The sequence below is a fragment of the Thalassospira sp. GB04J01 genome (genome assembly GCF_000751115.1).
GTDB classification, from domain to species: domain Bacteria; phylum Pseudomonadota; class Alphaproteobacteria; order Rhodospirillales; family Thalassospiraceae; genus Thalassospira; species Thalassospira lucentensis.
The window spans coordinates 72,481-89,548 of record NZ_CCDX020000008.1; the positions used below are offsets into that span (position 1 = coordinate 72,481).

Annotated in this window: 14 protein-coding genes; 3 read left to right on the forward strand and 11 right to left on the reverse strand. The window is 53.9% G+C overall.

The genetic code is table 11. The features are described from left to right. Positions 1-56: 56 nt before the first annotated feature. The gene (locus tag AMM48_RS05520) at positions 57-1,529 is read left to right on the forward strand and encodes a pentapeptide repeat-containing protein (protein WP_102783253.1); all 1,473 of its coding nucleotides are present in this window, start codon (positions 57-59) and stop codon (positions 1,527-1,529) included. Between the two features lie 4 nt (positions 1,530-1,533). On the opposite strand, the gene AMM48_RS05525 is transcribed toward AMM48_RS05520, so the two are convergent. From AMM48_RS05525 to AMM48_RS05570, 10 genes are all read right to left on the reverse strand, one after another. Next, entirely contained in the window at positions 1,534-2,046 is a 513-nt protein-coding gene (locus AMM48_RS05525; RefSeq protein WP_102783254.1) for a GNAT family N-acetyltransferase, read from the reverse strand. Positions 2,047-2,058: 12 nt separating this feature from the next. Next, positions 2,059-3,984: a DNA mismatch repair endonuclease MutL gene (gene mutL, locus AMM48_RS05530; RefSeq protein WP_102783255.1), complete on the reverse strand. Its 1,926-nt coding sequence runs from the start codon at positions 3,982-3,984 to the stop codon at positions 2,059-2,061. 115 nt (positions 3,985-4,099) lie between these two features. Further along, complete coding sequence (locus tag AMM48_RS05535) at positions 4,100-5,092, reverse strand: hypothetical protein (protein ID WP_146030384.1); 993 nt, start codon at positions 5,090-5,092, stop codon at positions 4,100-4,102. 102 nt (positions 5,093-5,194) lie between these two features. Further along, complete coding sequence (locus AMM48_RS05540) at positions 5,195-6,526, reverse strand: pitrilysin family protein (RefSeq protein ID WP_102783257.1); 1,332 nt, start codon at positions 6,524-6,526, stop codon at positions 5,195-5,197. A 1-nt stretch (position 6,527) separates the two neighbouring features. After that, positions 6,528-7,952: a pitrilysin family protein gene (locus tag AMM48_RS05545; protein ID WP_102783258.1), complete on the reverse strand. Its 1,425-nt coding sequence runs from the start codon at positions 7,950-7,952 to the stop codon at positions 6,528-6,530. A 190-nt stretch (positions 7,953-8,142) separates the two neighbouring features. Continuing rightward, positions 8,143-8,724 carry a DUF3035 domain-containing protein gene (locus tag AMM48_RS05550; RefSeq protein WP_102783259.1) on the reverse strand — a complete coding sequence of 194 codons (582 nt, stop codon included), beginning with the start codon at positions 8,722-8,724 and terminating at the stop codon, positions 8,143-8,145. A gap of 50 nt (positions 8,725-8,774) precedes the next feature. Next, positions 8,775-9,248 carry a signal peptidase II gene (gene lspA, locus AMM48_RS05555; RefSeq protein ID WP_102783260.1) on the reverse strand — a complete coding sequence of 158 codons (474 nt, stop codon included), beginning with the start codon at positions 9,246-9,248 and terminating at the stop codon, positions 8,775-8,777. Positions 9,249-9,316: 68 nt separating this feature from the next. Continuing rightward, the gene (ileS, locus tag AMM48_RS05560) at positions 9,317-12,157 is read right to left on the reverse strand and encodes an isoleucine--tRNA ligase (protein WP_102783261.1); all 2,841 of its coding nucleotides are present in this window, start codon (positions 12,155-12,157) and stop codon (positions 9,317-9,319) included. A gap of 103 nt (positions 12,158-12,260) precedes the next feature. Continuing rightward, positions 12,261-13,217, reverse strand: coding sequence for a bifunctional riboflavin kinase/FAD synthetase (locus AMM48_RS05565; RefSeq protein ID WP_102783262.1), 957 nt, complete (start codon positions 13,215-13,217; stop codon positions 12,261-12,263). Positions 13,218-13,393: 176 nt separating this feature from the next. Continuing rightward, positions 13,394-13,822: a MaoC family dehydratase gene (locus AMM48_RS05570; protein WP_102783495.1), complete on the reverse strand. Its 429-nt coding sequence runs from the start codon at positions 13,820-13,822 to the stop codon at positions 13,394-13,396. A gap of 274 nt (positions 13,823-14,096) precedes the next feature. Here AMM48_RS05570 and AMM48_RS05575 point away from each other — a divergent pair, with 274 nt between their 5' ends. Further along, positions 14,097-14,888 carry a class I SAM-dependent methyltransferase gene (locus AMM48_RS05575; RefSeq protein ID WP_022731102.1) on the forward strand — a complete coding sequence of 264 codons (792 nt, stop codon included), beginning with the start codon at positions 14,097-14,099 and terminating at the stop codon, positions 14,886-14,888. A 31-nt stretch (positions 14,889-14,919) separates the two neighbouring features. On the opposite strand, the gene AMM48_RS05580 is transcribed toward AMM48_RS05575, so the two are convergent. Next, complete coding sequence (locus tag AMM48_RS05580) at positions 14,920-15,711, reverse strand: sterol desaturase family protein (protein ID WP_102783263.1); 792 nt, start codon at positions 15,709-15,711, stop codon at positions 14,920-14,922. A gap of 230 nt (positions 15,712-15,941) precedes the next feature. Here AMM48_RS05580 and AMM48_RS05585 point away from each other — a divergent pair, with 230 nt between their 5' ends. Next, on the forward strand, positions 15,942-16,970 hold the full coding sequence (locus AMM48_RS05585) for a M23 family metallopeptidase (RefSeq protein WP_102783264.1): 1,029 nt from the start codon (positions 15,942-15,944) through the stop codon (positions 16,968-16,970). The last annotated feature ends 98 nt before the right edge of the window (positions 16,971-17,068 follow it).

Consider the following 17,068-nt stretch of genomic DNA (forward strand, 5'->3'; position numbering starts at 1 on the left):
CAGGGACGAAATCCGCGCTGCTTAACGCGTTTGGCAACAATAGGAATTCACGCATCATGACGATGCAAGAAAACAACAATAAAACGATCCTGTATGCCGACTACAGCGAACGCAACATTCGTTCCGCCAAGGAAGCGATTGATCCTCTTGGATTTGGCGACTTCATTCGCTGCGATGACCGTGAAAAGACCGTTGAACTTGTGAGTTCCTTAAAGCCCGACATCGTTCTGGTGGGTCTGTACCTTGATGGCATGCGCGGCATTTCGACCATCCGTTCGATCCGCGAAAGCATCACGGCCACCAACCGCCACGGCAAGGATGTCACCATCCTGCTTGGTGCGCCAAAACTTGACCGTCGCGCCATGCGTGAGGCCGTTGATGCCGGCATAGAAGGCATCTTCCGCCAGCCTGTTGATCCGGCACGGTTGCGCAAGATCATTACATCCGTGATGAAAAAGCCGCGCCGGTTTGTTCTTCAAGATGATTACTTCGGTCCCGCACGGCCACAGGACTTAGCCAAAGACGACACCGTACCGTCACCCGAAGACGAAAGTGTTTCAGAAACCAAGCAGCGTCGGCACAGCGACAAGGCCCGCGCACCGGCATCTGCGTCCGTCACGATTAAACCAAATGGCCGACGCCGCAGCGATACTGCTGTGAAACCTGAGCCAACATCTCTGCCAGATAGCACGAACAAACAAACCTTTGATGATGGCGAACTTGCCGGAGTTGCTAATCAAGACAAGGAATCTCTTGATGCCCGCAACATCAAAGCGGCAATTGCCGCGCGCGCGCTTTTAAAACCAGATCCTGTGCCCAAAAAGCCAAAGCCGAAATCAAAACCACAGAAGGTCGCGGCGGAAACCACAGAAGCCGAAGAAGACACAGTCCCCGTTGCAGCAAGTCCAAAAGAACTCGCCAAAGAAGAACCAGTCCCTGCGTCTGTCTCAAAACAGGCCGACGTTGCCGGTGAGCGTGAGGTTGAGGTTGACGCCGAGCCCGAGATTGATGAAGAGGAGCTTGTTGAAATTGATCTGCAAGCAGCCCTTGTGGATCACAAGCTTTGGGTCGATACCGGCGGTAAGGAAGGGTCGGTCATGGCAATTGAACATGCCGATTTGCGCGATGCTGATCTTGAAGGCATTGATCTTAGCCGATGCGGCCTTCGTTTTGCGTCTTTCAGAAACGCCAATTGCAAGAATGCGGTTCTTCGACGGTGTGACCTGACCGCGGCTGACTTTGTTGAAAGTAACCTTGAAAGTGCCAATCTTGCCGCCAGCCGTTTATCCGGCGCACGGTTTAACGAGGCGACGCTGCGCAATACCGTGTTTCTGGGGTCCGATCTATCCAATGCCTGCTTTAAGGGCATGCATCTGATCAATTGTGATCTCAGCGGCACGAACCTTGCCGGGGCGGACTTCAGGGATGCGGATTTAAGCGGTGCCAATGGCTTGTTTGCCGAACAGATCCAGCGCGCCCGCGTCAACACCAACACCCGCCTGCCCCGCAATTTGAAACTGCGCAGCTAATCGCTTAAAGCTCGCAGACCATATGTAAGCTTGGAAACGTAAAGTCAGATGCAAAGGGGGCTTCAAACGTCCCGATGACTTCAAAGCCAAGTTTTTCGTAGAACCTGCGTGCAGACAGGGTTGAATAGCATTCAAACCGGGTTGCTGTATGGGCCGCCTTTGCATCATGTACGCAGCGATCAAAGAGCACCTTTCCCAACCCCTGACGGGTAAACTCCGGATCAACGGCAAAATGGCGTACATGCGCCAGTCCCGGCTGAACTGGCTTTCCCGAAGCTCCGGGGCGTACGGCGGTCCATCCACCTGCCGCGATCACGCGTTTGCCTGTTTCCTTCACCAGATAATAGCTGCCCGACGACATTAACTCTGGCTTGGCAAAAGACAGGAATGGCATGGCGCGGGCGAGAACGTCCGGCGGGTAGTCGTCTTTAAGAAGCTCGGAATAAGACCGGGTAAACAATGCACTAATCGCATCTGCATCTGAAAGGGATGCAATTTCCACAATGCGATCTGCCATTGGTTTTAATCCCTATCTGCGACCAAACATCTTTTCGATGTCATGGAGTTTCAACTCGACATAGGTCGGGCGGCCATGATTGCACTGCCCGGAATGCGGGGTGGCTTCCATCTGGCGCAGCAATGCATTCATTTCATCGGCATTCAGCTTACGCCCCGACCGCACCGAGCCATGACAGGCCATGGTCGCGCAGACATACATCAGCCGGTCTTTCAGCAACATCCCCTGCCCCAGCTCGGCAATTTCGTCGGCCATGTCACGCACCAAGGACGCGACATCAACCTTGCCCAGCATCGCTGGCACTTCGCGAACAACAATCGCACCGGGGCCAAAGGGCTCGATCACCAGACCAAGTTCGGCAAATTCGTCGGCCCGGTCGCCAATGCGATCCGCCGATGCCTCGTCAAGTTCGACCACCTCGGGCAAGAGCAATCCCTGTCGCTTGACCCCGCTTTCGGCCAAGTCGGCCTTCATCCGTTCATAGACAATGCGTTCATGGGCGGCATGTTGATCGACAATCACCAAACCGTCGCGGGTTTGCGCGATGATATAATTGGCATGCACCTGCCCACGCGCCGCCCCCAAGGGATGATCGACAAATTTGGTATCATCGGTCATGTCAACGCGCGCGGATGGTCCCACACCATCATAGCCCCCCGCAAGGGCCGCGGCAGCAGCAACGGCAAAGCCACCATTTGCGTCCGGTGTACCGCCAAAATCACGTCCACGATCAAACAACCCGCCATAGCCCGGCGATTGGGCGGCATAGTTGCGTTCTATTGCCGCGTGACTGGGGGTATTGGCCTGATATTGGCCGATGTTAAAACCACCACCGCCAGATGATCGCGCCCCGCCACCATAGGGTAGACTTGGTCCTTGCCCTTCACGGCGAACGGCCCCCAGTGCCATATCAGCCACGGTCGTCGACGCCCGGTGCCCAGCACCTGCCAGCGCATGTTTAAGTGCGCCTACAATCAGGCCGCGCACCATGCCCGGATCGCGAAAACGCACTTCGGTCTTGCCCGGATGGACGTTAACGTCAACATCACGCGGGCTAAGTTCAAAGAATAATGCAAGTAACGGATGACGATCGCGTGCCAGGAAATCCTGATAGGCGCCACGCACAGCACCTTGCAACAATCTGTCCTTAACCGGACGGCCATTGACGAACAAAAACTGCATCTGCGCATTGCCACGGTTTAAGGTCGGCACCCCGGCATAGCCGGTCAGTTTGATGCCTTCGCGTTCGGCATTAATCTGAAGCGCGTTATCCTGAAATTCGCGGCCCATCACCGCCCCAAGCCGTTTAAGCCGCGCATCAAACAAATCACCTTCGCAGGCAGGATAATTCAGGATCGATTTGTTGTTATCGCCCGACAGGGTAAAGCCAACATCAGGGCGCGCCATCGCCAGACGGTCCATGATTTCACGGGCATACATTTGCTCGGTCCGCGCGGTTTTTAAAAACTTCAGCCGTGCCGGGGTGGCGTAAAACAGATCGCGCACCTCAACCCGCGTACCATATGGATGGGCTGCTGGTTCGGGCTCCCCCTTGGCCCCGCCTTCGATCAAAAGTGTCCATGCATTTTCCGCACCGCGCACCCGGCTGGTCAGGCGCATCCGCGAGACAGAGCCAATCGACGGCAGGGCTTCACCGCGAAACCCCATAAAGCCGATATTGAAAAGATCATCGTCGGGCAGCTTTGACGTCGCGTGGCGTTCTACCGAAAGGGCGAGTTCTTCGGGTGTCATACCCTTGCCGTCATCAGTGATCGACAAAAGCGTGCGCCCCCCATCGCGCAGATTGACGTCCACCCGCGTCGCCCCGGCATCCAGCGCATTTTCCACCAGTTCCTTGAGTGCGGCCGCAGGCCGTTCGACCACCTCACCGGCGGCAATCTGGTTGATCAGGTTCTGGGGCAGGACGCGCAGGGTCATGTGGGCGATGCTCGTAATCTTGATGTGTTGATCTTGGTTGAGATGAACCTATCAAAGCATAGAGCGCGACGAAATCTCTTTCGCCGCGCTCTCCTAGTAAAACAACATTTGCATATCAGGAATTGCGTAACGGTCCGTCGCCAATTGTAGCGGATATGCGATTGGAAAGAGCTTTCCGAAAGCCTTCGAGTTCGCTCGATGACCATCCGATATGATTAAATTGCCGAGTGTCGAAGTGAATTTTGTTCTCCTTCAACAAACTGCCTTCACATGTGGAAATCACCTCTAAACCCAAACCGCGCGCAAACCCGGCTTCGTAGTATACACCGCCTCGCATTCCCTCTTTAGGACCGTGGGTAAAATCTGCGACGACAAAACGAGCTCGACGTATTTCAGCAACAATTTCATCGTCAATTTTATTGTTGTGCTGCTTTTTGTCTATGCGAACGGGCTCATAACCGGCGTCAATGATTCCAGGTGCAATTGCTCCATCATACACATGTTGCATTTCTTCACCGAACCACATTGCTACAAATGCGTTCTTCGAAATTTTTTCTCTTCGAGAATCTTCTTCAATTTTCCGATAACCATCCAAAGTTATCTGGCATTTTTCTCTACCAGTTTTTTTGATGTAACCACTCGCTTCAAGTTGCTCAATCAAAAAACCAATTTCCAAATCATTCAAAGACTCACTGACAGCAGCACAAAAATTTCCCACTTCAGAGAGGCCATCAGTATAAAGGTGCTCCGAGAGCCCTGATATAGCGATATCGATGCTGGCTCCAATGTGAGTTTGCTTCGAAGCAAAGTGGTTCAGAAGTCTAATGACGCGGTCATGCACCGGGAGGGGGAGCGCAACTTGAATAAATTCCAGTACCTTCACCGTCACGTGAGGCATTTCCGAACCCATCCGGCGCTGATCGACTAGCCATGTAGTCAAACGAGCTTTAAAGACATCATCTATGCCTCTGAGGTTTGTCTCTGCATGGCGGGTAATCTCATATACTCCCCCGCACCTCGCAGAGTTAACGCATCTACCGTCCGAACCATCAGACGGCCAAATCTTCGCTTCAGTTCCCCAAATAGGACACTTATCACTTCCAAACATAAGCTTACCCTCAACTTTTATGAGAATAACCTTATCAAAACACAATGCACGGCGAAATCCATTTCACCGTGCATTGCAACTTTTCAAATTGGGCATTTTCGATCAGAAGGCCAGTTCGCCTTCGGGCTTACCAACCACCGTTACAGTAACATTGGCCGGGTCCATCAGTTCACCGGCAACCCGGTTGACGTCATCAAGGGTGACGGCATCGACAAGGCTGTTGCGGCGATCCAGGAAGTCCATGCCAAGGTCTTCTTTTTGCATACCGACCAGCATTCCCGACAGATTGCCAAGGCTGGTGAAGCGCAGCGGAAACGCGCCGGTCAGATAGGATTTGGCGTTATCAAGTTCTTCCTGTGACACGCCGGTGTCCTTCATCTTGGTCCACTCGGTACTGATCAGTGACAGGCTTTGCCCAATCGCGTCATTGCGTGTGGCAACCCCGCCCATCATCATTTCCGCATGATCCAGATCGGCCAAGTAGCTATAGACGCCATAAGCGAGCCCGCGCTTTTCGCGGACTTCCTCGGTCAGGCGTGACGAGAAGCCACCACCTCCGAGGATGTAATTCATCACATAGGCGGCATAGAAATCAGGATCGGTACGTTTGATGCCTTTTTGGCCCCAGATCGCCTGACTTTGCGGGATGTCTTGCTCCACCACATCCACCGCACCAAATGTCGGTGTGACGTCGGCAATAGCCGGAAGATCGGCATGATCGGGCAAACTGCCGAATGCCTCATCCAGCAACGGGCCAAGTTCATCGGCCGTAATATCGCCCGCCACCCCAATGATCAGGTTGTCCTTGGCAAAGGCATGACGGACAAAACCCCGGAAGTCATTGGCGTTAAGCGATGCCACGGTGTCAAAATTGCCTGATACCGGACGGGCATAGGGATGATCGCCAAAGATCGATTTAAAGAACGTCCGGCTGGCAATGTCGCGCGGATCATTTTCCGCACTTTTCAAGCCCGAGACGATCTGCGCACGGATGCGTTCAATTGCTTCATCGTCAAAGCGTGGCTCGGACAACGCCAGACGCAACAGATCAATCGCCGTATCGCGTTCGCGGGTCAAGGTCACCAGCGACCCGGCGAAATCATCGCGCCCGGCATCAAAAGACAGACTGATCGAGCGGTTTTCCATTTCACCGCGGAAGGTCTGGCTGTCCATTTCGCCCGCCCCTTCGTCAATCAGCCCCGACACCATGTTGGCCAGACCAAGCTTACCATCCGGGTCGGTCGACGCCCCAGCACCGGTAAAGGCAATGTCCATGGTCATCAGCGGATTGAGATGATCCTCGATCAACCAGGCCCGAATGCCGCCGTCAGAAACAACTTCTTGTACTTCGACAGCTTTGGCCTGACTTGCCAGACCAAAGGTCGCAAAGGCGGCAACGGTCAGTCCGGCAATGTGTTTTGTAAAATAGTTCATATCAATGTACTCCCCCGCCGGAATCCAGTGGAATAGCGGGGCCACTGCCCGATACAGGCCCGCCTTCGGGTGGCATCAACCAGCCGGTGACAGATTGTTTGTCATTAAAGACGTGCTTGGCGGCTTCGTTGACCTGATCAACCGTGACGGCCGAAATCCGATCTGGCCAGCTTTCGACCTGATCGACGGTTAAACCAACCGCAAGTGACTGCCCCAGCACGCGCGCGCCAGCAGATAGGGAATCACGGGCAAAGACCGCACTATCCAGAAGCTTCTGCTTGGCACGGTCGAGTTCATCCTCGGTCACGCCATCGGTTTTGAGCTTGGCAATCTGCTCATCAACCGCCTTTTCAAGATCGGCCAACTCGCCATCACCGCGTGGCACGGCATAAAGCCCGAAGCTTGCCAGATCGACAGCCACCGGGTCATAGAAGGTCCCGACACTGGACGCAATCGACTGATCGACAACCAATGCCTTGAAGAAACGGCTGGTCGTGCCCGATCCAATGATCTCGCTCAAAAGCTCAAGCGGGGCCGCGTCAGCCGCGTTCTCAGAGTTATAAGATGGTGCCAGGTAATAGCGCGACATGGAGGCCTGACCAACGCGCGGATCACGCATGGTGACCTTGCGCGGGGCATGCTGGACCGGTTCCTTGACCCGGTGACGGGTGGAAACGTCGCCGCGCGGAATGACGCCATAGTATTTTTTGGCCATCGGCAGCAATTCATCCATCGTGATATCGCCAGCCACTACCAGAATGGCGTTATTGGGGGCGTACCATTCGTGGTAGAAATCAAGCGCGTCCTTGGTCGACAGCTGCTCCATTTCATTCATCCAGCCAATGATCGACCGACCATAGGGATGCGCCATATAAAGGGCTGCACGCATCTGCTCGCCCAGAAGGGCGCCGGGATTGTTATCAATCCGCGACCGGCGTTCTTCGATGATGACATCGCGTTCCGGTAGGACAACATCATCAGACAACTGTAAATTCGCCATCCGGTCGGCTTCCATCTTCATCACCAGATCAAGACGGTCACGTGCGATATTCTGGAAATAGCCGGTGTAGTCCCACGAGGTAAATGCATTGTCATTGCCGCCATTGCGCGCAACGATCTTGGAAAAGTCGCCCGGTGCGATGTCATTGGTGCCCTTGAACATCAGGTGTTCAAGAAAATGCGCAATGCCCGAAATCCCGGGCTGTTCGTCAGCAGAACCGACCTTATACCAGACCATCTGGGTGACGACGGGGGCACGGTGGTTTTCCACCAGCACCACCTGCATACCGTTATCAAGGGTTACGGTTTGCGGATTGAAAACCGCCGCCTGTGACAGATGCGGCATCATAACCATCATCACAGCGGCCAGCATCGACGCCGTCACAGGCATGCGTGCAAACATTACGGATAGTGTCGGAATTTTCATTATGTCATCCCATTCCATCAGGCATGGTGGTGCAAACTGGTTGCTTTGCGATCCCGGCACTTTTGGGCTCAGGGATATCGCGACAGGAAGTTCTTAAAAACCGAATATGACAGAACAAGGGCGCGGAAATTCCGCGCCCCTGATGAAATCTCAAAACTGTGGCTTAGTGCGCCCAGATGGCAAGATCGGCTTAGAAGATATCTTCAAGCCAGCCCTTTTGTTTGCGTTCGATCACCGGGGTGTCGCCACCGCCAGCAGCAGAGTCGCCAAGCGCCTGCTGATCGCGGATGCGTTTTGCCTCAGCCGCCGGATCAACCGTGGTGCCATATTCTGGCTTGTCCTGCCAGAAGATCAGGTCATCAACAACGCTGTCGCTTTCCGAAATAAAGATCGAGGTTTCCCGATCCACGGTATTGCGGATATCAGGCGATGCATATTGCGCGCCCGATTGCGACAGCAGTGCGACCTGTCCCTTACTGCGCGTGCCTTCAGAAATGTCACGTTTAACGCCGTTGGGATCTTCGCCAGTCAAAATGCGGCGGGCCTGATCGGTGGTGGTTCCGGTCTGCGGACGTGCCGCACCCGGTTCAGGAACACGCAAGGTAAAATCAGGCGGCAGGCTGAGCGGTGCGCGCGAGACAACCTGAAACTCGTCAGGTGCCTGTTTATTCAGGCCAAAGGTTTCGCGCGTTGACTCGCAACCGGCAACACCAAGGGCGAGCCCACCCAAAAGCGCAATTTTAAACAGATTGGTCGTCAGTTTCCGGGCCATTCCTGCCTCTTATACACATCGTGACCGGGTGGAATTACACCGGTCTTAAATTATCTAACTGATTTTTTACCGCCAAAAAGGGAATCGATCAACAGTAGCGCTGCACCAATTGTAATCGAACTGTCGGCAATATTGAAAACCGGCCAGTGATATCCGGCCACATGCAGGTCGATAAAATCGGTTACCGCACCATGACGCAGACGATCCACAAGGTTGCCAATCGCCCCGCCCACAACCAGCGCAAGTGCCAAACGTAGCATACGATCGCGCGTGCGCCACATCCATATGCAAAAGCCAATCGTGATCGCCGCTGTTGCAGCGATCATCACCCATGGTGCCTGCCCCTGAAACAGGCCAAACGACACGCCCGGGTTCCACGCCAGCACAAAGTTCATGAACGGTGTGACTTCAATCACGCGGAACGGGTTGGACAACCCGTCAATCGCAAGCTGCTTGGTCCATTGGTCCAGCGCAAAAACCACCGCAATGACAATCAGACCAAACACAAAGGCGCGACGCTTCATCAATACTCTTTCACACTTACCGGTCGAGGCCCGCCCAAGGACAAGCCAGCGCCAGAAAACCACATACCTTATTCGGCGGCGGTAATTCCCATTTCATCGACAGCATCCGCACAACGGTTGCAGATGGTTTTATGTTCGGCGTGGCTGCCCACTTCCGGCAGTGTCTGCCAGCAGCGTTCACATTTATCCCCATCGGCCAATCCCGGCACAACGCCAACACCCGCAACATCGTCAAGGGTATAGGCACCTTCCGGTGCATCACCCGTGACTAATTCGATGTCAGATGTGATGGCAATTTCGGCAAGATTAAGGCCGCTGAGTGCTTCGACATAGTCCGCTGTCGCGTAAACCGTTGGTGCGGCATCAAGGCTGGCCCCAATGCGTTTTTCTGCCCGTTCAAGTTCAAGCGCACCGGTGACAACACGGCGCAATTTACGAATTTTCGCCCATTTGGCGGCCAATGCATCGTCTTTCCAGCCATCTGAAACCGTATTGAAGGTTTCAGAATGGACAGAACTGTCCGCGCCATAGCGCGCACGCCATGCCTCATCGGCGGTAAAGCACAGAACCGGTGCCAACCAGCGCACCAGACTGTCAAACACGCGATCCATCACCGTCCGTGCGGCACGGCGGCGCGCACTGCTTGGCGCGTCGCAATACAGCGCGTCTTTGCGGATGTCGAGACAGAAGGCCGACATGTCGAGCGCACAGAAGTTGTGCAGTTCGATGAACATGCTATGGAAATCGTAATCTGCCGTTGTCTTGCGCACCATATCGTCAAGGTGGCTCAGACGATGCAGAACCCAGCGTTCGAGTTCTGGCAGTTCATTGTCAGGAACTTTTTCCGCCTCGGTAAAGCCGTCAAGGTTGCCCAGCAAGAAGCGCAGTGTATTGCGCAAGCGACGATAGACGTCCGAATGACGCTGGATGATTTCATGGCTGATGCGCAGATCGTCATGATAGTCCGAGCTTACCACCCACAAACGCAGGATATCGGCACCAAGCTTGTCGATGATGTCATTTGGCGCAATAACGTTGCCGAGCGATTTCGACATTTTGCGGCCATTGCCATCAAGCACAAAACCATGGGTCAGAACCGCTTCATACGGCGCGCGACCGCGCGTTCCGCACGACTCAAGAAGCGAGCTGTGGAACCAGCCACGATGCTGATCGGACCCTTCAAGATACAAATCCGCCGGCCATTTCAGGTCCTGACGTTCTTCAAGCACAAAGGCATGGGTCGAACCGGAATCAAACCAGACGTCAAGAACGTCGGTGACCTGTTCAAAATCATTGGCATCGTATTTATCGCCAAGGAAATACTGCGCGTCGCGGATGAACCACGCGTCGGCACCTTCGGCACAGAACGCTTCGTAAACACGATCAAGGACTTCCTGATCACGCAACGGCTGACGGGTATTTTTATCAATGAACACCGTGATCGGCACACCCCACGCACGTTGGCGCGATACGCACCAATCGGGACGGTTGGCAATCATGGCATGCAAACGGTTACGACCGCCTTCGGGCACAAAGCGGGTTTCATCAATCGCTTTGAGCGCCTTTTCACGCAGATCGTTGTCCTGCATGGAAATGAACCACTGCGGGGTGGTGCGATAGATCACCGGTGCCTTGGAGCGCCACGAGCACGGATAGGAGTGCTTTAAACGGCCACGCGACAACAAGGCACCAACTTCGATCAGTTTGGTAATGACGGCTTCGTTGGCGTCTGCTTCCTTACCGTTTTCATCATAGATGCGCTTGCCAGCAAACAGCGGCACTGTCGGATAATAGGCACCGTCGCCATCGACCATTTCCGGGATTTCGAGACCATATTTCAAACCGGTCTGGTAATCGTCCGGGCCGTGGGTCGGTGCGGTATGCACGAACCCGGTACCGGTATCGGTCGTGACATAGTCCGCTGCCAGAAGTGGCACATCAAACTCATAGCCCTGCCCGCGGAACGGATGGGCCGCAACCGTGCCTTCAAGCTCGGAACCCTTGAAAGTGCCGACTACCTTATGGCCGGTCACGCGACCATTTTTGCACATGTCTTCAAGAAGATCGGTACAAACCGCCATCTTCTCACCAACCGTCGCCCAGGCTTCTTCGGCGGTTTCGGTAACTTCGATCACCGAATATTCGATATCGTCGCCATAGGAAATCGCACGGTTGCCCGGAATGGTCCATGGCGTCGTGGTCCAGATGACAATCGCGGTGTCTTTAAGCAGATCGACCTTGGTCTCACGCACCGGGAAACGGACATAGATCGTTTTGCTGGTGTGGTCGTGATATTCAACCTCGGCCTCGGCCAGGGCGGTTTTTTCAACCACCGACCACATGACCGGTTTGGAGCCCATATAGAGCGACCCGTTCATCAGGAACTTGCCAAGCTCACGCGCGATGGAGGCTTCAGCTTTGAAGTCCATGGTGACATAGGGGTTATCCCAGTCGCCCATCACGCCAAGACGTTTAAACTCTTCGCGCTGAACATCGAGCCATTTCTCGGCAAACTCGCGGCATTCCTTGCGGAATTCGGCGATTGGCACATCGTCCTTGTTTTTGCCTTTGGCACGGTATTGCTCTTCGATTTTCCATTCGATCGGAAGACCGTGGCAATCCCAGCCCGGAACATAAACCGCGTTCTTGCCCAGCATTTGCTGCGACCGGGTGATCACGTCTTTTAGGATTTTGTTCAGCGCATGACCAATGTGCAGATGGCCGTTGGCATAGGGCGGGCCATCATGAAGGACAAACATTTCACGATCTGCCGAAATACCGCGAATTTTGCCATAGAGATCCTCATCCTTCCACTGCGCGAGCAGGGTGGGCTCCATCTTTGGCAAACCCGCCCGCATCGGGAAATCGGTTTTGGGCAGGATAACGGTTTTCTTGTATTCGACACTCATCGTGACGGTCCTGTGGTCTTGAACAAATTAAAAAGGGCGAACCCCCGGTGATTACGGCTACCCCTTAAAAGGCGCGCGGATCATAGCGGGTTCGTCGATAAATTCAAATCTTGCCGAGAATCTCTTTGGCAGCAACGACATCGGATGCGATTTGGGCCTTTAGCGCATCCAACCCGTCGAACTTCTTTTCGCCCCGGATAAAGCCGTGTAACCGCACACGAACAGGGCGGTCATAGATGTCCTGATCGAAATCAAACAGGTGTGCTTCAAGCCCGGCATCATTATCGCCGCCAAAGCTCGGACGCACACCGATGTTTGCGACTCCGCGCACCCAACGTTCCACCGTTTGACCGTCATCTTGCGAAATCAGGCCAAGTTCGATGGCATAAACACCAAATTTGGGACGTAAATGATTGCCCAAGGCAACATTGGCCGTCGGAAACCCGATGGTGCGACCCCGTGCATCCCCATGCGCAACAATTCCGGCAATTTCCCACGGACGCCCCAACAGATGGGTGGCATCCTGTGGACGGCCATCGCGCAGGGCTTGTCGAATTGCGGTTGAGGAATAAACAATCCCGTTATCATGGGTCACGGCCTCAACCGCCGTCACACCAAACCCGGATGTTTGGCCAATGGAACGCAGCAAATCAACATCACCTGCCCGTCCTTTTCCAAAGCAAAAGTCCCAGCCAACCACGACATGTTTGGCGCCAAGCCCTTTGACCAGAACCCGCTCGATGAATTCTTCTGCGCTCATGGCGGCAAAATCGCGGTTGAACTCCGCTTCATAGAAAAGATCGATATCAATGTTGCTGGCCGCGGTTTCGCGGTCATCTGCCGATGTCAGGCGAAAGGGCGGATCATCGGCACGGAACAGCATGCGGGGATGGGGCTCAAATGTCAGGATTGCCAGCGGCACGCCAAGGTCGCGCGCAATCTCACGCGCCTGATCAAGAAGCGATTGATGCCCCAGATGCAAACCATCGAAATTACCAATCGCAACAACAGCGCCGCGCGCCTCATCGGTCAGGTTTTCAAAAGATCGAAAAACGCGCATTCGCGCTGGTCTCTCTTGCTGCTTGGGTCCATGTCAGCCGACAGCATATCGGCAAATCCAGCAGGCAGCTATAAAGGGCGCAGGCCCAAAGCGTAAAGACTTTTCCACCAAAAAACGCGCAGTCCTTTGGCGGAAACATCTTATAGCCATACCATGTGAGGATTTCGAAAATGTGTTTAAGCCCGGCTGGGCACCATAACAACGGCTTCGCCCACGATCACGCAGCGGTCCCCGACATAGCAGTTGGTTTCAAGGATAGCGCGTTTTTTCGCTGCAATGATTTCGCGGACTTCGACCTTGGCCGTAACCGTATCACCAATGCGTACCGGTGCCTTGAATTGCAGGCTTTGTGAAAGATAAATCGTTCCCGGGCCGGGCAATTTGGTACCCAGCACCGTGGAAATGAAGCCCGCCGACAGCATCCCGTGGGCAATACGCCCTTCGAACATGGTGGTTTCGGCGTATTCCTGATTAAGGTGAACCGGATTGGTATCACCCGACATTCCGGCAAACATGACAATATCGGTTTCCGTTACCGTCTTGCCATAACTCGCGGACTGGCCCACCTCCAGATCTTCGAGATACAGCCCTTCCAGTCCGTTCATTTCTTTCATATCGTCAGTTTCCTTGCCTGTCACAGTCGGTATCGACCTTGCGCTTTACGCGCTTGTAGTTAATTTTTGCATCGCAATATTTTGTAACTTTATTGCGCAAGTTCAAGATTGGGCAATGCCTATTTCGTCGAACATGCTGTTGGATGTATATTGCAATTAGGAAAAAAGACGACACATCAAGGGCTTGGTAATTCGGATACAGGTCTTTATGCCCTCATAAAAATCACCGTGGCATACTGACCCTATTTCAAGGAAACGCACGCTTATGAATTCGACCAGCGCAGATATCTATGAGATTGCCATGGGCCGCTGGAGCCGCCGTTTGTCGCGCAGCTTCCTTGATTTTGTCGCCGCGCCATCGTGTGGTTCCCTGATTGATGTCGGCTGTGGCACGGGCAGTTTGACGTTGGCCGCAGCCACCCGTTACCCCAAGGCAAACATCGTCGGCATCGACCTGATGACCGATTATCTGACCGAGGCGCTGCGCAATACGGCGACCAATGTCCGGTTTGAAACCGGCGATGCATCGGCCCTTCCGTTTGCCGATGACAGTTTTGACACTGCCTTTTCGCAATTGCTGTTGAACGATCTGGATGGTCCGGCCGGTGCCGTTGGCGAAATGGTCCGCGTCACCCGCGCCAAAGGCCGGATTGCCGCCACAGTATGGGACCGCGCGGGCGGGCTGACCTTTATCCGTTTGTTTCTTGATGCGGCCGCCATTCTGGTCGATGGACCGGGAGAAGACCTGCGCAAAAAGGTTTTTGATGTGCCTTATCAGAACGAGGATGCATTATTTGATCTGTGGGCAGACGCCGGACTTCATGATGTTGATACGACAACCATTGCGGTGCGCATGGACTTTCTGGATTTTGATGATTACTGGCAGTCTCTTTTGGGCGCGCACAGCCTGATCCGGGAATTTTTCGCCAACCTGTCGCCCGAACTTGCCCATGATGTGCAGCAGGCAACGATGCGGGCTTTCCTTGGCGGCAAAGCCGATGGTCGGCGGTCTTTGGTGGCATCGGCCCTTGCTGTGCGCGGAATTGTGCCATCTTGACCAATATCCTCATACGTATGAGGATTGTACATCATGGCTGGCGAAATGGAAGCCACAGCACCCCAAGCAAACTTTGGCTTTTGGTATCACGAAATTCATCCAAACCAATCTGCATGTCATGATCATTGGTCTTTGTATGATCAATGTAGCTGACAAACAGGCGATCCCACACTGACAGGATATTTCCATAGTTGCTGTTGGTTTCGGTCGTCACGCTGGAATGATGAACCCGGTGCATATCAGGGGTGACAACTAGCGTCCGCAAGATGCGATCAAACGGTGCGGGAAAATGGACATTGCCATGGTTAAACAGGGCAAAGCCGCTGAGCATGCTTTCATAGACAACCACCGCCCACGGATCGGCCCCAATCAGTAAAACGAAGAACGATTTATAGCCAGCCGATGCAATAATTTCGACGGGGTGGAACCGCACGGCGGTTGAAACATCAAATTCAACATCGCAATGATGCACCCGATGAAACCGCCAGAACAGCGGAACAATATGAGTCAAACGATGCTGCCAATAAACCGCACAATCAAGAACCACAATCGCGATCAGTCCGGCAAGAAAGGGCGGAACCCCGGCCAGATTAAACAAGCCCAAGTCATTTTGCCCGGCCCAGATGGCGGTCGCAATCATGGCCGCCCCGACCGTAAAGCGGGTTAAGGCCGCACTGATCAGCAACAAACCAAAATTGGTCAGCCACCGTACTGGCCGACGCACAGCTTCACGGGGACGATAAGGCGCAACGGCTTCCCACAGGGCCATGACGGCCAATATGGTGGCAAAGATGCCGAGCCGAAGCAATCCGTTCTGATCCATGGGTCCCACTGCCTTAAACTGTGCTGGAAACCTGTTTGACGTTTCCTGAGGTTACAGTTTGACCCTCCATAAGGATGGATCAACTGTGTCACCTTGAATTGATAACGGATAATCACACGTACAAACAATATCTTGCTGGTCGCGACGCGATCACCATTATGTTAGATAATAAGCGTTTCGTGATGCACCACATGTTTAATCCGCTCGACGGAGCACCAAGGAGGGCCTGCATGCCAAACCCAACAGGACGTTTTCGGACACTTATGCTGTGTGTGTTCGCAACCCTGTCATTTGGTGGCATTGCCCACGCAGATGGTCCCCCGTTTGATTTACCCGTCGATTGCCTGAATGGCGAATGCGAGATCGTGCATTATGTCGATCATGATGCAGGCCCGGAAATTCGCGATTATGCGTGTGGTACGACAACCTATAACGGCCACCGCGGAACGGATTTTGCCATCCCGGATGAAGCCACTATGTTATCGGGTGTCGCGGTACGTGCGATTGCAGACGGCACCGTCACAGCCCTTCGCGAAGGGGTCGAGGACATTGATTCCGGTCGTCTGGATAAAGACAACCTTGAGGGCATCGAATGCGGCAATGGCATCCTGATTGACCATGCGAACGGCTGGCAAAGCCAATATTGCCATTTACGCCGCGGATCGGTCGCGGTGAAAAACGGTGACACGGTCAGTCGTGGGCAAGCGATCGCCCAGATCGGCATGTCCGGTCAGGCAACCTTTGCGCATCTGCATTTCAACCTGCGCAAAGACAAACAACTCGTTGATCCGTTCAGTGGCACCGTTATGGGCGCAAGTTCGACCAGTGACTGCACAGCCGAAAACGCAGTTCTTTGGTCGTCAACAGCGCGCCAACAAATGACATACAATGATGTCACGCTGTATGGTCATGGTTTTTCAATGGCGCGACCCAATGCATCGGATTTGAAACGGGGATACGGTAAAGAGCTTGAATTACCGCGTTCAGCCCCTGCTTTGTATTTTTGGGCATATCTGATTGGTGCCAATAATGGCGACGTCATCCGCCTCAGCCTACAAAGTCCGAATGGCAAAGGCGGGCATCGCGATTTTACAATCGACCTGCCCAATGACCAGGGACCACGCGCAAAATGGTTCTTTATCAATATGGATCGCCCGGGCAACTTATGGCCTGCGGGATCCTATCACGGCGAAGTCACCTTTACGCGTCCGGGACAGGCACCGAAAACGATTGGCGAAACCGACCTCACAATTCGTTAGGCCTTAGAAAAGGACCTACCTATTGAGGTATCAAACACCCGAATGTTTTGATGAAGTTACATCCGGTTTGCCATTTCTTACGTAGTGCAATCACGTGA

Excerpts from the sequence above, each read along its gene's own strand:
- AMM48_RS05520 (WP_102783253.1), top strand. The coding sequence starts at position 57 with ATGACGATGCAAGAAAACAACAATAAAACGATCCTGTATGCCGACTAC.
- AMM48_RS05525 (WP_102783254.1), bottom strand. The coding sequence starts at position 2,046 with ATGGCAGATCGCATTGTGGAAATTGCATCCCTTTCAGATGCAGATGCG.
- mutL (WP_102783255.1), bottom strand. The coding sequence starts at position 3,984 with ATGACCCTGCGCGTCCTGCCCCAGAACCTGATCAACCAGATTGCCGCC.
- AMM48_RS05535 (WP_146030384.1), bottom strand. The coding sequence starts at position 5,092 with ATGTTTGGAAGTGATAAGTGTCCTATTTGGGGAACTGAAGCGAAGATT.
- AMM48_RS05540 (WP_102783257.1), bottom strand. The coding sequence starts at position 6,526 with ATGAACTATTTTACAAAACACATTGCCGGACTGACCGTTGCCGCCTTT.
- AMM48_RS05545 (WP_102783258.1), bottom strand. The coding sequence starts at position 7,952 with ATGAAAATTCCGACACTATCCGTAATGTTTGCACGCATGCCTGTGACG.
- AMM48_RS05550 (WP_102783259.1), bottom strand. The coding sequence starts at position 8,724 with ATGGCCCGGAAACTGACGACCAATCTGTTTAAAATTGCGCTTTTGGGT.
- lspA (WP_102783260.1), bottom strand. The coding sequence starts at position 9,248 with ATGAAGCGTCGCGCCTTTGTGTTTGGTCTGATTGTCATTGCGGTGGTT.
- ileS (WP_102783261.1), bottom strand. The coding sequence starts at position 12,157 with ATGAGTGTCGAATACAAGAAAACCGTTATCCTGCCCAAAACCGATTTC.
- AMM48_RS05565 (WP_102783262.1), bottom strand. The coding sequence starts at position 13,217 with ATGCGCGTTTTTCGATCTTTTGAAAACCTGACCGATGAGGCGCGCGGC.
- AMM48_RS05570 (WP_102783495.1), bottom strand. The coding sequence starts at position 13,822 with ATGAACGGACTGGAAGGGCTGTATCTCGAAGATCTGGAGGTGGGCCAG.
- AMM48_RS05575 (WP_022731102.1), top strand. The coding sequence starts at position 14,097 with ATGAATTCGACCAGCGCAGATATCTATGAGATTGCCATGGGCCGCTGG.
- AMM48_RS05580 (WP_102783263.1), bottom strand. The coding sequence starts at position 15,711 with ATGGATCAGAACGGATTGCTTCGGCTCGGCATCTTTGCCACCATATTG.
- AMM48_RS05585 (WP_102783264.1), top strand. The coding sequence starts at position 15,942 with ATGCCAAACCCAACAGGACGTTTTCGGACACTTATGCTGTGTGTGTTC.